This window comes from Cobetia sp. 3AK (assembly GCF_029846335.1).
In the GTDB taxonomy this organism is placed as follows: Bacteria; Pseudomonadota; Gammaproteobacteria; order Pseudomonadales; family Halomonadaceae; genus Cobetia; species Cobetia marina.
Genome location: NZ_JARWKR010000012.1, coordinates 81,120 through 97,099 on the forward strand (window position 1 = coordinate 81,120; position 15,980 = coordinate 97,099).

General features: G+C 58.6%; 21 protein-coding genes. All 21 read right to left on the reverse strand.

What is annotated here, in order from left to right; all coding sequences use genetic code 11:
• Window positions 1–6: 6 nt before the first annotated feature.
• Window positions 7–399 carry a 30S ribosomal protein S8 gene (gene rpsH, locus QD228_RS15340; protein ID WP_065392565.1) on the reverse strand — a complete coding sequence of 131 codons (393 nt, stop codon included), beginning with the start codon at window positions 397–399 and terminating at the stop codon, window positions 7–9.
• Between the two features lie 32 nt (window positions 400–431).
• The gene (gene rpsN, locus QD228_RS15345) at window positions 432–737 is read right to left on the reverse strand and encodes a 30S ribosomal protein S14 (RefSeq protein WP_043334842.1); all 306 of its coding nucleotides are present in this window, start codon (window positions 735–737) and stop codon (window positions 432–434) included.
• Between the two features lie 9 nt (window positions 738–746).
• Window positions 747–1,286 (reverse strand): 50S ribosomal protein L5, encoded by a 540-nt coding sequence (gene rplE / locus QD228_RS15350; protein WP_065392566.1) that lies wholly within the window; start codon window positions 1,284–1,286, stop codon window positions 747–749.
• 17 nt (window positions 1,287–1,303) lie between these two features.
• Complete coding sequence (gene rplX / locus QD228_RS15355; protein WP_043334846.1) at window positions 1,304–1,621, reverse strand: 50S ribosomal protein L24; 318 nt, start codon at window positions 1,619–1,621, stop codon at window positions 1,304–1,306.
• Window positions 1,622–1,636: 15 nt separating this feature from the next.
• Entirely contained in the window at window positions 1,637–2,008 is a 372-nt protein-coding gene (gene rplN, locus QD228_RS15360; RefSeq protein ID WP_043334850.1) for a 50S ribosomal protein L14, read from the reverse strand.
• 50 nt (window positions 2,009–2,058) lie between these two features.
• Window positions 2,059–2,319: a 30S ribosomal protein S17 gene (gene rpsQ / locus QD228_RS15365; RefSeq protein ID WP_043334852.1), complete on the reverse strand. Its 261-nt coding sequence runs from the start codon at window positions 2,317–2,319 to the stop codon at window positions 2,059–2,061.
• 1 nt (window position 2,320) lies between these two features.
• Window positions 2,321–2,512: a 50S ribosomal protein L29 gene (gene rpmC, locus QD228_RS15370; RefSeq protein WP_024950659.1), complete on the reverse strand. Its 192-nt coding sequence runs from the start codon at window positions 2,510–2,512 to the stop codon at window positions 2,321–2,323.
• Window positions 2,512–2,925, reverse strand: coding sequence for a 50S ribosomal protein L16 (gene rplP / locus QD228_RS15375; RefSeq protein ID WP_043334854.1), 414 nt, complete (start codon window positions 2,923–2,925; stop codon window positions 2,512–2,514). The genes rpmC and rplP overlap by 1 nt, the downstream gene beginning before the upstream one ends.
• An 11-nt stretch (window positions 2,926–2,936) precedes the next feature.
• On the reverse strand, window positions 2,937–3,629 hold the full coding sequence (rpsC, locus tag QD228_RS15380; RefSeq protein ID WP_043334856.1) for a 30S ribosomal protein S3: 693 nt from the start codon (window positions 3,627–3,629) through the stop codon (window positions 2,937–2,939).
• Between the two features lie 10 nt (window positions 3,630–3,639).
• On the reverse strand, window positions 3,640–3,972 hold the full coding sequence (gene rplV, locus QD228_RS15385) for a 50S ribosomal protein L22 (RefSeq protein WP_043334859.1): 333 nt from the start codon (window positions 3,970–3,972) through the stop codon (window positions 3,640–3,642).
• Window positions 3,973–3,991: 19 nt separating this feature from the next.
• On the reverse strand, window positions 3,992–4,267 hold the full coding sequence (rpsS, locus tag QD228_RS15390) for a 30S ribosomal protein S19 (RefSeq protein WP_024950655.1): 276 nt from the start codon (window positions 4,265–4,267) through the stop codon (window positions 3,992–3,994).
• A gap of 22 nt (window positions 4,268–4,289) precedes the next feature.
• Complete coding sequence (gene rplB, locus QD228_RS15395) at window positions 4,290–5,117, reverse strand: 50S ribosomal protein L2 (RefSeq protein ID WP_043334862.1); 828 nt, start codon at window positions 5,115–5,117, stop codon at window positions 4,290–4,292.
• Window positions 5,118–5,133: 16 nt separating this feature from the next.
• On the reverse strand, window positions 5,134–5,430 hold the full coding sequence (gene rplW / locus QD228_RS15400) for a 50S ribosomal protein L23 (protein ID WP_065392567.1): 297 nt from the start codon (window positions 5,428–5,430) through the stop codon (window positions 5,134–5,136).
• Window positions 5,427–6,032 carry a 50S ribosomal protein L4 gene (gene rplD / locus QD228_RS15405; RefSeq protein WP_065392568.1) on the reverse strand — a complete coding sequence of 202 codons (606 nt, stop codon included), beginning with the start codon at window positions 6,030–6,032 and terminating at the stop codon, window positions 5,427–5,429. The genes rplW and rplD overlap by 4 nt, the downstream gene beginning before the upstream one ends.
• A 13-nt stretch (window positions 6,033–6,045) precedes the next feature.
• Window positions 6,046–6,684, reverse strand: a complete 639-nt coding sequence (gene rplC, locus QD228_RS15410; protein WP_065392569.1) for a 50S ribosomal protein L3 — start codon at window positions 6,682–6,684, stop codon at window positions 6,046–6,048.
• Between the two features lie 146 nt (window positions 6,685–6,830).
• On the reverse strand, window positions 6,831–7,142 hold the full coding sequence (rpsJ, locus tag QD228_RS15415; RefSeq protein ID WP_024950650.1) for a 30S ribosomal protein S10: 312 nt from the start codon (window positions 7,140–7,142) through the stop codon (window positions 6,831–6,833).
• A gap of 147 nt (window positions 7,143–7,289) precedes the next feature.
• Entirely contained in the window at window positions 7,290–8,483 is a 1,194-nt protein-coding gene (gene tuf / locus QD228_RS15420; protein ID WP_065392570.1) for an elongation factor Tu, read from the reverse strand.
• 29 nt (window positions 8,484–8,512) lie between these two features.
• Window positions 8,513–10,630, reverse strand: coding sequence for an elongation factor G (gene fusA, locus QD228_RS15425; RefSeq protein WP_065392571.1), 2,118 nt, complete (start codon window positions 10,628–10,630; stop codon window positions 8,513–8,515).
• An 18-nt stretch (window positions 10,631–10,648) separates the two neighbouring features.
• A complete protein-coding gene (gene rpsG / locus QD228_RS15430; protein ID WP_043334878.1) occupies window positions 10,649–11,119 on the reverse strand; it encodes a 30S ribosomal protein S7 in 471 nt (156 codons plus the stop codon).
• A 101-nt stretch (window positions 11,120–11,220) separates the two neighbouring features.
• Window positions 11,221–11,595, reverse strand: coding sequence for a 30S ribosomal protein S12 (gene rpsL / locus QD228_RS15435; protein WP_077373348.1), 375 nt, complete (start codon window positions 11,593–11,595; stop codon window positions 11,221–11,223).
• A gap of 137 nt (window positions 11,596–11,732) precedes the next feature.
• On the reverse strand, window positions 11,733–15,974 hold the full coding sequence (gene rpoC, locus QD228_RS15440) for a DNA-directed RNA polymerase subunit beta' (protein WP_077373345.1): 4,242 nt from the start codon (window positions 15,972–15,974) through the stop codon (window positions 11,733–11,735).
• Between the last annotated feature and the right edge of the window lie 6 nt (window positions 15,975–15,980).

Consider the following 15,980-nt stretch of genomic DNA (forward strand, 5'->3'; position numbering starts at 1 on the left):
AAACTCCTAGAATACGGTGCAGAGGACTTCGCCGCCGACACCAGCTTGACGGGCCGCACGATCGGTCATCACGCCCCGGGAGGTGGAAACGATCGCAATACCCAGGCCATCTGCGACTTTCGGCAGCTCGCCCTTGCCTTTGTACTGGCGCAGGGACGGCTTGGAAACACGCTTGATGTTCTCGATAACCGCCTTGCCTTCAAAGTACTTGAGGGTCACGGTCAGTTCCGGCTTCGCGCCTTCTGCGACAGCAAACTCGGAAATGTAACCCTCTTCCTTCAATACGCGGGCCACTTCAACCTTGAGCTTGGAAGACGGCATGGTAACCGTCTCCTTGGTGGCCATCTGCGCATTGCGGATACGAGTGAACATATCCGCCAGAGTGTCTTGCATGCTCATTTACGTTGCGCTCCTGAATTCTTGCAGTGGTGTTACCAGCTGGACTTGGTCAGACCAGGCACGTCACCACGCATAGCGGCTTCACGCAGCTTGTTGCGGCTCAGGCCGAACTTGTTGTAGTAGCCGTGCGGACGGCCAGTGATACGGCAGCGGTTACGCTGACGGACCGGGCTGGCATCACGCGGCAGCTGCTGCAGTTTCAGCTGTGCGTCGAAGCGCTCTTCTTCAGAAGCGTTGACGTCATTGATGATGGTCTTCAGTGCGTCGCGCTTGGCGGCGTACTTTGCGACCAGCTTGGTGCGCTTGAGCTCACGCTCAACCATGCTTTTCTTTGCCATGATCCACCCTTATTTCTTGAACGGGAAGTTCAGCGCGCCCAGCAACGCACGACCTTCATCATCGGTGTTGGCGCTAGTGGTGATGGTGATGTCCAGGCCACGAATCCGGTCGATCTTATCATACTCGATCTCCGGGAAGATGATCTGCTCACGCACACCCATGGAGTAGTTTCCACGGCCATCGAAGGACTTCGGGTTCAGACCGCGGAAGTCACGAACGCGCGGGATAGCCACGTTCACGAGACGGTCCAGGAAGTCCCACATACGATCGCTGCGCAGGGTCACCTTGACACCGATCGGCCATCCTTCGCGGACCTTGAAGCCAGCGATGGACTTGCGTGCCTTGGTGATGATCGGCTTCTGACCAGACAGCATCTGGAGATCGGCAAACGCGTTGTCGATCAGCTTCTTGTCAGCGGTGGCTTCACCGATGCCCATGTTCAGGGTCACCTTGGTGATACGCGGCACCTGCATCACGTTGGCGTAGCCGAACTGCTCTTTAAGCTGGGCGGCCACTTCGTTCTGATAACGTTCTTTCAAGTTCGCCATGTTGTACCCGACTCGCGTTAGGCGTCGATCAGCTTCTGAGTCGACTTAAAGATGCGTACCTTAGTACCGTCTTCCTGAACCTGGATACCGACACGATCCGCCTTGCCGGTCTCCTGGTTGAAGATGGCCACGTTGGACGCGTGAATCGGAGCCTCGCGCTCGACGATACCCCCCTGGGTGCCCAGCATCGGGTTGGGCTTGGTGTGACGCTTGATCATGTTCACACCGGACACTAGCAGACGCTCACCTTTCAGCACCTTGCTGATGGTACCGCGCTTGCCCTTGTCCTTCCCGGCGATGACGATGACTTCATCGTCACGTTTGATCTTTTGCATATCCGCTTCCGCTCCTTACAGCACTTCGGGCGCCAGGGAAATGATCTTCATGAACTTCTCACTGCGAAGTTCACGGGTAACCGGGCCGAAGATACGGGTACCGATCGGCTGTTCGTTGGTGTTATTCAACAGAACGGCCGCATTACCGTCGAAGCGGATCACGGAACCGTCATTACGACGGACACCGGCTTTGGTACGAACGACCACTGCCTTCATGACTTGGCCTTTCTTGACCTTGCCACGCGGGATAGCTTCTTTGACGGTGACCTTGATGATGTCTCCAACACGAGCGTAACGGCGGTGTGAACCACCCAGCACCTTGATGCATTGCACCCGGCGCGCGCCACTGTTGTCGGCGACATCCAGCATTGTCTGAGTCTGAATCATCGGTTTTCTCCAAACCTAATCTGACTGCCTGGTGGGAACTGGCCTAGGGATCAACCCTTGGCCTGTTCAACCACCTCGACCAGGGTCCAGGCTTTCTTCTTGGACAGCGGACGAGTCTCGGCGATAGAGACGGTGTCACCGATCCGAGCCTGATTCGCCTCATCATGGGCGTGCAGCTTGGTGGAGCGTCTCAGGTACTTGCCATAGATCGGGTGACGCTCACGGCGCTCGACCATGACAACGATGGATTTTTCCATCTTGTCACTCACCACCTTGCCGGTGAGTGTGCGTGCTTTAGTTTCTTCGGCCATTTTACTCACCTGACTTCTGGTTGAGCACAGTCTTAACCTGAGCAATTTGGCGACGAGTCTGCTTGAGCAGGTGAACCTGGCTCAGCTGACCGGTAGCCTTCTGCATGCGCAGATTGAATTGCTCACGCAGCAGTTCGAACAACTGCTCCTGGAGCGCCTCGACTGACTTTTCACGGAGTTCTTGGGCTTTCATCACATCACCGTCCGCTTAACAAAGGTGGTGGAGATCGGCATCTTCATAGCGGCCAGACTGAATGCTTCACGGGCCAGCTCTTCGGATACACCTTCGATCTCGTAAAGGACCTTGCCGGGCTGGATCTGTGCGACCCAGTACTCGACAGAACCCTTACCTTTACCCATACGAACTTCCAACGGCTTGTTGGAAATCGGCTTGTCTGGGAAGACGCGGATCCAGATCTTACCGCCACGCTTGACGTGACGAGTGATGGCACGACGGCCAGCTTCGATCTGACGAGCGGTGATACGACCACGGCCGGTGGCTTTCAGGCCAAACTCACCAAAGCTTACCTTGCTTCCGCGATGCGCCAGGCCACGATTGCGACCTTTCTGCATCTTGCGGAATTTCATACGCTTGGGCTGTAACATCGATTACCCCCTTACTTGCCTTTCTTCTTGGGTGCGGACGCGGGCTGCTTCGCCTTGGCTCGCACCTCTTCGATGCCACCGAGGATCTCGCCTTTGAAGATCCAGACCTTGACACCAATGATGCCGTAGGTGGTGTGAGCTTCGAAGGTGGAGTAATCAATGTCAGCACGCAGGGTGTGAAGCGGAACGCGGCCTTCGCGGTACCATTCGGTACGGGCGATTTCGGCACCGCCGAGACGACCGGAGAGCTGAATCTTGATGCCCTTGGCGCCCAGACGCATTGCGTTCTGCACAGCACGCTTCATCGCACGACGGAACATGACACGACGCTCGAGCTGACCTGCCACATTGGCAGCGACCAGCTTGGCATCGAGTTCCGGCTTGCGAATCTCCTCGATGTTGATGTGGACGGGAACGCCCATCATCTCGGAAACTTCACGACGAAGGCGATCGACATCTTCACCTTTCTTACCGATCACGATACCCGGACGGGCAGTGTGAATGGTAATACGGGCGTTGTTTGCCGGACGCTCGATGCTGATGCGGCTCACGGAAGCGCTTTTCAGACGCTCTTCCAGGAATCCACGCACCTGCAGATCGTTGTTCAGTTTGTCGGCATAGGTAGCGCCTTCGGCGTACCAGACAGAGGTATGATCCTTGACAATACCCAGTCGGAAACCTGTCGGATTAACTTTCTGACCCATTGGTCGTCTCCTACTTCTCGGCTACCTTGACGGTGATATGACAAGTGCGCTTCAAGATGCGATCCGCACGGCCTTTGGCACGTGGCTGGATGCGCTTGAGCGTCATGCCCTCGTCGACACAGATAGTCGAGACGCGAAGCTCGTCAATGTCCATGCCGTTGTTTTCTTCCGCATTCGCGATCGCGGACTGCAGAACCTTGCGAACAATCTTCGCGGCCTTCTTCGGTGAGAAAGCGAGCAGATTCAGCGCCTCGGCGACCGGCTTACCGCGCACCTGGTCAGCCACCAAACGGGCCTTCTGGGCGGATAAACGAGCGCCGCGCAGCTTAGCAGCTACTTCCATCTCTTAAATCCTCTCTGGCTTACCGTTTGGCTTTTTTATCTGCAGCGTGCCCGCGGTATGTGCGGGTGGCAGCAAACTCGCCGAGCTTGTGACCGACCATTTCCTCAGAAACGAGAACCGGGACATGCTGGCGACCGTTATGGACGGCAATGGTGAGCCCGACCATGTTCGGCAGGATCATGGAACGACGCGACCAGGTCTTGATCGGTTTGCGGTCGTTCTTTTCCACTGCTGTCTCAACCTTCTTCAGCAGATGAAGGTCAATAAATGGACCTTTCTTCAGTGAACGTGGCACAGCCGTTACCTCTCAATATCTGTTACTTGGCCTTGCGGCGACGGACGATAAGCTTATCGGTGCGCTTGTTCTTGCGAGTCTTGTGACCCTTGGTCGGGACGCCCCACGGGCTGACCGGGTGACGGCCACCAGAGGTACGACCTTCACCACCACCATGCGGGTGATCGACAGGGTTCATCGCGACACCGCGAACGGTCGGGCGCACGCCTCTCCAACGCTTAGCACCGGCCTTGCCCAGTTGACGGAGGCTGTGCTCGGAGTTGCCCACTTCGCCGAGTGTTGCACGGCATTCGGACAGCACCTTACGCATCTCGCCAGAGCGCAGACGCAGCGTGGTGTAGTTACCGTCACGTGCCACGACCTGGGCACTGGTACCTGCACTACGAGCGATCTGAGCGCCCTTGCCCGGCTTCAGCTCTACACAGTGAACGGTGGAGCCCACCGGGACATTGCGCAGCGGCAGAGCGTTGCCTTTCTTGATCGGTGCGTTGACACCGGACTCGAGACGGTCGCCAGCAGAGACACCTTTCGGTGCAATGATGTAGCGACGTTCGCCGTCGAGGTACTTCACCAGCGCGATGTTCGCGCTACGGTTCGGATCGTATTCCAGGCGCTCGACGATGGCCGGAATGCCATCCTTGTTGCGCTTGAAGTCGACCAGACGGTAATGGTGACGATGACCACCGCCGATGTGGCGAGTAGTGATGCGACCATTATTGTTACGACCACCGGACTTTGACTGCTTTTCAAGCAGCGGAGCGTACGCGCGACCTTTGAAAAGTTCGTCATTGACGACTTTTACCAGGTGGCGGCGACCGGCGGAGGTAGGTTTTGTCTTAACAATTGCCATGTTCCGTACTCCTGCCTTACTCGGCGCCAGAGAAGTCTTCGATGGTCTCGCCGGCGGCCAGAGTTACATAGGCCTTGCGATAACCAGCGCGACGACCAACACCGCGAGCGGTGCGCTTGGTCTTGCCTTTCATGTTCAGAACCTGAACACGATCGACTTTCTTGCCAAACAGCTCTTCGACGGCTTTCTTGATTTCGGGCTTTGTCGCGTCGCTGGCAACCTTGAACACGTACTGGTTGTTCTCGGCAGCGACCGCGGCCTTCTCGGTCATGTGAGGACCAAGCAGGACCTTGAATACGCGTTCCTGATTCATCCCAGGTTCTCCTCGAACTTGCGCAGGGCAGCGACAGTCATCAGCACCTTGTCGTAACCGACGAGGCTGACCGGGTCAGCGCCAGCGACATTGACGACGTCAACATACGGGATGTTGCGCGCAGCCAGGTACAGATTGACGTCCTGCTCTTCTGTGACGATCAGCGCTTTCTCAAGGCCCAGTTCCTGGAGCTTGGCGATCAGCAGCTTGGTCTTCGGAGCATCGACAGTGATTGCGTCGACCGCGACCAGGCGATCCTGACGGACCAGCTCGGACAGGATGGAACGCATGGCAGCGCGATACATCTTGCGGTTGACCTTGTGCGAGTGGTCCTGCGGACGCGCTGCAAAGGTCACACCGCCAGAACGCCACAGCGGGGAACGGATGGTACCGGCACGAGCGCGGCCAGTACCTTTCTGACGCCACGGCTTCTTGCCACCGCCGGACACGTCAGAACGGGTCTTCTGAGCCACGGTACCCTGACGCGCACCAGCCAGATAGGCGGTGACGACCTGGTGAACCAGAGCCTCGTTGAAGTCCTTACCAAAGGTAGCATCGGAGACGTCTACTGCGCCGCCTGCACCTGCAAGATTAAGATTCATCGGTTAATTCCCCTCAGCGAGCTTTCACAGCGGAACGCACGATCACTTCGCCGCCCGGAGCACCTGGAACGGCACCCTTGACCAACAGAAGATTGCGCTCAGCGTCGACGCGGACCACTTCCAGGCTCTGGACGGTGGAACGGACGTTGCCCATCTGGCCAGCCATCTTCTTACCTTTGAAGACGCGGCCCGGGGTCTGACAGTTACCGATGGAACCCGGCGCGCGGTGCGACAGTGAGTTACCGTGGGTAGCGTCTTGGGTGCGGAAGTTCCAGCGCTTAACTGCGCCCTGGAAACCTTTACCCTTGGAGGTGCCAGTCACGTCAATCTTCTGACCAGCTTCAAAGAGGGATACGGTGAGTTCGCCGCCCACTGCAGGAGCTTCATCGCCTTCTTCCAGGCGGAACTCCATCAGGGAACGACCAGCCTCAACACCCGCCTTGGCATACTGACCAGCAGTTGCCTTGGTGAGGTGCTTGGCCTTGCGGGAACCAGTTGTCACCTGAATCGCATTGTAGCCATCAGTCTCGACGGACTTGATGGTCACGATACGGTTCGGCTCAACTTCAATCACGGTAACCGGCACGGATGCGCCAGCTTCGGTGAAGACGCGGGTCATCCCGGCCTTCTTACCGACTAAACCGATAGACATGTTCAGTCTCCTTTAGTGTACGGGGCTGTCACCCGCTATGGCTGCCCTTTCCAGAGCATTCCACTAGCACATTGTATGACGCCATCCCGGCGTGGCGGCTGCTGCTCCATCATTGAGAGCGCTGGGCCGCAGTGACTAGTGAGGTATCAGTCAACCTTGATCTGGACGTCCACACCGGCGGCCAGGTCAAGCTTCATCAGCGCGTCGACAGTCTTCTCTGTCGGCTCGACGATGTCGAGAACGCGCTTGTGGGTACGAATCTCATACTGGTCACGCGCGTCCTTGTTGACGTGCGGAGAGACCAGGATGGTGTAACGCTCGCGACGGGTCGGCAGCGGGATCGGGCCACGAACCTGAGCACCGGTACGCTTTGCAGTTTCAACGATCTCTGCAGAGGACTGGTCGATCAGACGGTGGTCGAATGCTTTCAACCGGATGCGAATCTTCTGGTTTTGCATTGCCCAAAACTCCAATGGATGTCGACGGCGTAGGCCGTCACCCACGCATTCAAAGGATGCGCATTATAGGCAGACTGACATCAGGTGTCAAACATGCGAGAAAAGGGGGCCCAACAGGGCCCCCTTCTGTGTCAGGTAAGGAGAACCTTACTCGACAATCTTGGCCACGACGCCAGCGCCGACGGTACGACCGCCTTCACGGATAGCGAAGCGCAGACCATCTTCCATGGCGATCGGAGCGATCAGAGACACGACCATCTGGACGTTGTCGCCCGGCATGACCATCTCGACGCCTTCCGGCAGCTCACAGGTACCAGTGATGTCAGTGGTACGGAAGTAGAACTGCGGACGATAGCCCTTGAAGAACGGAGTGTGACGACCGCCTTCTTCCTTGGACAGAACGTAGACTTCTGCTTCGAACTTGGTGTGCGGCTTGATGGAGCCCGGCTTGGCCAGAACCTGGCCACGCTCGACGTCATCACGCTTGGTGCCACGCAGCAGAGCGCCGACGTTCTCACCAGCACGACCTTCGTCCAGCAGCTTGCGGAACATCTCGACACCGGTAACGGTAGTCTTGGTGGTGTCACGCACGCCGATGATCTCGATCTCTTCGCCAGTCTTGACCAGACCACGCTCGATGCGGCCAGTCACGACGGTACCACGGCCAGAGATGGAGAAGACGTCTTCGATCGGCATCAGGAACGGCTGGTCGATAGCACGCTCCGGCTCCGGGATGTACGCATCCAGGGCCTTGATCAGGTTGGCAACGGCGGTAGTACCCATGCCGTTGTCGTCCTTGCCTTCCAGAGCCATCAGAGCAGAACCGATGACGATCGGAGTGTCGTCACCCGGGAAGTCGTACTCGCTCAGGAGTTCGCGCACTTCCATCTCGACCAGCTCGAGCAGCTCTTCGTCATCGACCATGTCAGCCTTGTTCAGGAAGACAACGATGAACGGAACGCCGACCTGACGGGACAGCAGGATGTGCTCGCGAGTCTGCGGCATGGGGCCGTCAGCTGCGGAACAGACCAGGATAGCGCCGTCCATCTGGGCAGCACCGGTGATCATGTTCTTGACGTAGTCAGCGTGACCCGGGCAGTCGACGTGCGCGTAGTGACGCACTTCGGACTGGTATTCCACGTGAGCGGTGGAGATGGTGATACCACGCTCACGCTCTTCCGGGGCGTTATCGATGGAGTCAAACGCACGCGCGTCACCACCGAAAACTTCTGCAGAGACACGAGTCAGTGCCGCAGTCAGAGTGGTCTTGCCGTGATCGACGTGACCAATGGTGCCGACGTTGACGTGCGGCTTCGAACGCTCAAATTTTTCCTTAGCCACTGCTATAACCTCTTTCGTTAGCTAATCGGTTACTTCTGGTTGATGACGGCTTCGACGATGCTGTTCGGCGCTTCGTCGTATTTCGCAAACTCCATGGAGTAGCTTGCGCGGCCCTGGGTCTGTGAGCGCAGGTCGGTCGCATAACCGAACATCTCACCCAGCGGCACCAGTGCATTGATGATCTTGCCAGTGGAAGAATCATCCATGCCCTGAACGAGGCCACGACGACGGTTCAGGTCGCCCATGACGTCACCCATGAAATCTTCAGGCGTGACGACTTCGACTTTCATGAGCGGCTCAAGCAGCACTGCACCCGCTTTCGGGGCACCGGCCTTGATCGCCATGGAAGAGGCAACCTTGAACGCGGTCTCGTTGGAGTCGACGTCGTGGTAGGAACCATCGAACAGCGTGACCTTGACGTCGATCATCGGATAACCGGCGATGACACCATTCTTGAGCTGCTCAGCGGCACCCTTCTCGACGGCCGGCACGTATTCCTTCGGAACCGCACCACCGACGATCTCGGACTCGAACTTGAAGGTCATTTCTTCGTCGTCGCCCTTGTCCTCTGCAGTCAGAGGCTCAATGCGAAGCCAGACGTGACCGAACTGACCACGACCACCGGACTGACGAACGAACTTGCCTTCCTGCTCGACCTTGGTGCGGATGGTCTCACGGTAAGCCACCTGCGGCTTGCCGATGTTCGCCTCGACATTGAACTCGCGACGCATGCGGTCAACGAGGATGTCCAGGTGAAGCTCACCCATACCGGAGATGATGGTCTGGCCAGACTCTTCGTCGGTCTCGACGCGGAAGGACGGATCTTCCTGGGCCAGCTTGCCCAGTGCGACACCCATCTTTTCCTGGTCGGCCTTGGACTTCGGCTCGACGGCGACGGAGATGACCGGCTCAGGGAATTCCATGCGCTCAAGCACGATCTTGTTGTCCGGATCACACAGGGTATCCCCGGTGGTCACGTCTTTCAGACCGATACATGCGGCGATATCGCCAGCATAGACTTCCTTGATCTCCTCACGAGAGTTGGAGTGCATCTGGACGATACGACCGACACGCTCCTTCTTGCTCTTGACGGAGTTGAAGACGCCATCGCCAGACTTCAGCACGCCCGAGTAGACGCGGATGAAGGTCAGGGTACCCACGAACGGGTCGGTCGCGATCTTGAACGCCAGCGCCGCGAACGGAGCCTTGTCGTCAGCTTCGCGGGTCTCGATGGTACCGTCCTTGTCGTCAAGCTCACCTTCGATGGCCTTGACTTCAAGCGGAGACGGCATGTATTCGATGACCGCATCCAGAACCGCCTGGACACCCTTGTTCTTGAAGGCAGAACCACAGGTCACGAGGCAGATTTCGTTGGCCAGGGTGCGCTGACGCAGCGCAGCCTTGACTTCTTCCTCGGTCAGGTCGCCTTCTTCAAGGTACTTGTCCATCAGTTCTTCGGACGCTTCAGCAGCAGACTCGAGCATGTGCTCACGCCATTCGGCAGCTGTGTCTTGCAGCTCAGCCGGAATGTCGATCAGCTCATAGTTCATGCCGTGATTGTCTTCGTCCCAGACGATCGCCTTCATCTTGATCAGGTCGATGACGCCCTTGAACTCGTCTTCCGCGCCCCAGTTGATCTGGATCGGCACGGCGTTCGCGCCCAGGCGCTTGCGCACCTGTTCGACGACCATGAAGAAGTCCGCGCCAGCGCGGTCCATCTTGTTGACGAAGATCATGCGCGGAACTTCGTAACGGTTGGCCTGACGCCAGACAGTCTCTGTCTGCGGCTGGACACCGGAAGAACCACACAGCACCACGACCGCGCCATCGAGAACACGCAGTGAACGCTCGACTTCAACAGTGAAGTCAACGTGCCCCGGAGTATCGATGATGTTGATACGGTGCTCGTCGAACTGCTTGTTCATGCCCTGCCAGAAGCAGGTGGTCGCCGCAGAGGTGATCGTGATGCCACGTTCCTGTTCCTGCTCCATCCAGTCCATGGTGGCAGCACCATCGTGGACTTCGCCGACCTTGTGGGACAGGCCGGTGTAGAACAGGACGCGCTCGGTAGTGGTAGTCTTACCGGCGTCGACGTGGGCACAGATACCGATGTTGCGGTAACGCTTAAGTGGAGTCTTGCGTGCCACGGTGAGTATCCCCGTTGTTTAGAAGCGGTAGTGGGAGAAGGCCTTGTTGGCTTCTGCCATGCGGTGCACGTCTTCACGCTTCTTCACAGCAGAACCCTTGCCTTCAGCGGCATCCAGGATCTCGCCAGAGAGGCGCTGCACCATGGTCTTTTCGCCGCGCTTGCGCGCAGCGTCCACCAGCCAACGCATGGCCAGTGCCTGGCGACGGGACGGACGAACTTCGACCGGCACCTGGTAGGTAGCACCACCGACACGACGGGACTTAACCTCAACCATCGGCTGGATGGCTTCCAACGCCTTGTCGAAGAGATCCAGCGGCTCATCATTGGAGCGTTCGGCAACACGGTCGAGGGCACCGTAAACGATGCGCTCGGCTGCAGACTTCTTGCCGCTGATCATCAGGTGGTTCATGAACTTGGCCAGGCGCTCGCTTCCGAACTTCGGATCCGGCAGGATTTCGCGCTTAGCTGCTACACGTCTTCTAGGCATGATAAGCCCTCAGTAGAAGGGTCCTTCAGGTAAACCCGGGATGCCTCGCGATGGACGCGACACCCGACCTTACTCTTATCAGACCGATATTAAACTTTGAATTACGCCTTCGGACGCTTGGCGCCGTACTTGGAACGGCCCTGCTTACGGTTCTGCACGCCAGAGGTATCCAGTGCACCACGAACGGTGTGGTAACGGACACCCGGCAAATCCTTCACACGACCACCACGGATCAGAACAACAGAGTGTTCCTGAAGGTTGTGACCTTCACCGCCGATGTAGGAAGAGACTTCGAAGCCGTTGGTCAGGCGAACACGGCAGACCTTACGGAGTGCGGAGTTCGGCTTCTTCGGGGTAGTGGTGTATACGCGAGTACACACGCCACGCTTCTGCGGGCATGCCTGCAGCGCAGGGACGTCACTCTTGGACGCCTGACGCTTGCGCGGCTTGCGCACGAGCTGGTTTACGGTTGCCATTTGCTTGCTCCAATGGGTTGTACTGCCTTCCAACAATCGGACAGGATGCACCTGCCCTACTGTTAAAGGCTGCATATTCTAGGGCTTGGGCCACAAGGGCGTCAACCCCGCCGTCAGCGACGGCGGGGCTCAAGACCTCAGAGGTCGTCGTCGTCCGCGTCGAGAGCGGTCAGCTGGGCACCCAGCTCCTGCTCGACGTCCTGTGCCGACGGGGCCGGTGCGAGCGGCAGGCCATCACGACGGCGGCGACGCTCATCGTGATAAGCCAGGCCAGTACCCGCCGGGATCAGGCGACCCACCACGACGTTCTCCTTCAGACCACGGAGATAATCGCGCTTGCCGGTGACAGAGGCTTCGGTCAGAACTCGTGTGGTCTCCTGGAAGGAGGCCGCCGAGATGAACGATTCTGTCGCCAGGCTCGCCTTGGTGATACCGAGCAGGATGCGGTCGAACTTGGCCGGGAACTTGCCTTCGGCCTCGAGACGCATGTTCTCTTCGACGACACGGGCGTATTCCACCTGGTCGCCGGTGATGAAGCTGGAATCGCCGGAATCGGTGATCTCCACCTTGCGCAGCATCTGACGCACGATGACTTCGATGTGCTTGTCGTTGATGCCGACACCCTGGAGGCGATAGACCTCCTGGACTTCGGTGGTGATGTACTTGGTCATTTCCGCGACGCCGAGCAGACGCAGGATATCGTGCGGATTGCTCGGGCCATCGGAGATGACCTCACCCTTCTCGACCGTTTCCCCTTCGAAGACGCTGATCTGGCGCCATTTCGGGATCAACAGCTCGAACGGGTCACCTTCGGCCGGCGTGATGGTCAGGCGACGCTTGCCCTTGGTTTCCTTGCCGAAGGTCACGGTACCGGAGATCTCGGCCAGGATGGCCGGTTCCTTCGGACGACGTGCTTCGAACAGGTCGGCAACGCGCGGCAGACCACCGGTGATGTCCTTGTTACCGGACGCTTCCATCGGGATACGTGCGATGACGTCACCCACACCGACGGCTGCGCCATTCTCGGCGGACACGACGGCATTGCCCGGCAGCAGGTACTGGACCGGCGTGTTGGAGCCCGGCAGTGTCACGTGCTTGCCACTGGAATCCACCAGCATGATCATCGGGCGCTTGTCACGTGCCGCGGACGGACGTGAGGCGCTCTCGATGACTTCGATGGAGGACAGGCCTGTCATCTCGTCGGTGGTACGGTTGATGGTCTGACCATCTTCCATGTCCGTGAACTGCACCTGACCCGCCACTTCGGCGACGATCGGGTGAGTGTGCGGATCCCACTTGGCGACGGACTGACCGGATTCGACCTTGTCACCGTCACGTACGGACAGCTCGGCACCATACGGCAGCTTGTAGAACTCACGCTCACGACCGTGATCGTCAGCGACAGCCAGCGCACTGGAACGCGAGACGACGATCAGCTTGCCATCCGCGCGCTCGACCGACTTGATGTTGTGCAGACGCACGTGGCCGCCGTGCTTGACCTGGACGCTATCCACGGCAGAAGCACGCGAGGCGGCACCACCGATGTGGAAGGTACGCATGGTCAGCTGGGTACCCGGCTCACCGATGGACTGTGCCGCGATGACACCGATGGCTTCACCGACGTTGACCTGATGGCCACGCGCCAGATCACGGCCATAACAGGCCGAGCAGACACCGTGCACGGTTTCACAGCCGATGGTGGTACGCACGATGATCTCATCGACGCCCATGGTATCGAGCTGTGCACACCAGGCTTCATCCAGCAGGGTGCCGCGTGCGATCAGGACCTCATCAGAGACCGGATCGACGACATCCTGTGCCACGACACGACCCAGCACACGCTGAGACAGCGGGACGATGATGTCACCGCCTTCGATGACCGGGTGCAGGATCAGACCTTCCTGAGTGCCACAATCCGCTTCGGTGATGACCAGATCCTGGGCAACATCGACCAGACGACGCGTCAGGTAACCGGAGTTGGCGGTCTTCAGTGCCGTATCCGCCAGACCCTTACGGGCACCGTGGGTGGAGATGAAGTACTGGAGTACGTTCAGACCTTCACGGAAGTTGGCGGTGATCGGCGTCTCGATGATCGAGCCATCCGGCTTGGCCATCAGACCACGCATGCCGGCCAGCTGACGAATCTGGGCCGCGGAACCACGAGCACCGGAGTCAGCCATGATGAAGACGCTGTTGAACGACTCCTGCTCCATCGGCTTGCCGTCTTCGCCGTTGACCACTTCGCCCTTCCAGTTGACGACGGTCTCTTTCGAGATACCCGCCATCATCTCCTTGGCGACACGGTCGTTGGCACGCGCCCAGATATCGATGACCTTGTTGTACTTCTCGCCTGCGGTCACGAGACCGGAGGAGAACTGGTCTTCGATCTCTTTCACTTCGTCTTCGGCCGCGTCGATGATGACCTTCTTCGCGTCCGGAATGACGAAGTCGTTGACGCCGATGGAGGCGCCGGACCAGGTCGCGAGACGGAAGCCGGTGTACATCAGCTGGTCAGCGAAGATGACGGTGTCCTTCAGACCGACACGACGGTACGCCTCGTTGATCAGACCGGAGATGGCTTTCTTCTTCATCACCTGGTTGATCAGCTCGAACGGCATGCCCTTCGGCAGAATGCGGAACAGCAGTGCGCGACCGATGGTGGTGTCGTGCAGGGACGTCTTCTCGTACAGCTCGCCGGATTCTTCATCCTTGAGCGTCTCGGTCAGACGGACCTTGACCATCGCGTGCAGGTGAGCGCTGTGCGTGCCGAAGGCACGCTCGACTTCACCCAGGTTCGCGAAGGCCATGCCCTCACCCTTGGCACCGATCTTCTCGCGGGTCATGTAGTACAGACCCAGCACGACGTCCTGGGACGGCACGATGATCGGCTCGCCGTTGGCCGGCGACAGCACGTTGTTGGTCGACATCATCAACGCACGCGCTTCCAGCTGGGCTTCCAGCGTCAGCGGTACGTGAACGGCCATCTGGTCACCATCGAAGTCGGCGTTGTACGCCGCGCAGACCAGCGGGTGCAGCTGGATGGCCTTGCCTTCGATCAGCAGCGGCTCGAACGCCTGGATACCCAGACGGTGCAGAGTCGGGGCACGGTTCAGCAGCACCGGGTGCTCGCGGATGACGTCGGCGAGGAAATCCCAGACTTCCGGGGCTTCACGCTCGACCATCTTCTTGGCGGCCTTGATGGTGCTGGCATGACCGGAGGCCTGCAGCTTGGCGTAGATGAACGGCTTGAACAGCTCAAGCGCCATCTTCTTCGGCAGACCACACTGGTGCAGACGCAGGGTCGGGCCGACGGTGATGACGGAACGACCGGAGTAGTCGACACGCTTGCCCAGCAGGTTCTGACGGAAACGACCCTGCTTGCCCTTGATCATGTCGGCCAGTGACTTCAGCGGACGCTTGTTGGAACCGGTGATGGCGCGACCGCGACGACCGTTGTCGAGCAGTGCATCCACGGATTCCTGCAGCATGCGCTTCTCGTTGCGCACGATGATGTCCGGCGCATTGAGGTCGAGCAGACGCTTGAGGCGGTTGTTGCGGTTGATCACGCGGCGATACAGATCGTTCAGATCCGAGGTCGCGAAGCGGCCGCCGTCCAGCGGTACCAGCGGACGCAGGTCCGGCGGCAGCACTGGCAGCACTTCCATGATCATCCAGCCCGGCTTGTTGCCGGAATAGTAGAAGGCTTCCAGCAGCTTGAGGCGCTTGGACAGCTTCTTGATCTTGGTCTCGGAGTTGGTCTGCGGAATCTCTTCGCGCAGGCGCTCGACCTCTTCTTCCAGCTCGATGTCCTCGAGCAGCGCCTTGATGGCCTCGGCACCCATGCGGGCATCGAAGTCATCGCCGAATTCTTCCAGCGCCTCGAAGTACTGCTCATCATTGAGCAGATGACCCTTCTCGAGGGTCGTCATGCCCGGATCGATGACCACGAAGCTTTCGAAGTACAGCACACGCTCGATATCACGCAGAGTCATGTCGAGCAGCATGCCGATACGGGACGGCAGCGACTTCAGGAACCAGATGTGCGCGACCGGGCTGGCCAGTTCGATGTGAGCCATACGCTCACGACGCACTGCCGCCTTGGTCACTTCAACGCCACACTTCTCACAGATGATGCCGCGATGCTTCATCCGCTTGTACTTGCCACACAGGCACTCGTAGTCCTTCACCGGGCCAAAGATCTTGGCACAGAAAAGACCATCACGTTCCGGCTTGAATGTCCGGTAATTGATGGTTTCAGGCTTCTTCACTTCACCAAAAGACCACGAGCGAATCATGTCCGGAGACGCCAGGGTAATCTTGATGGCGTCGAATTCTTCGGACTGCGCCTGCGATTTGAGAACTTTCACCAAATCTTTCATGGGTCG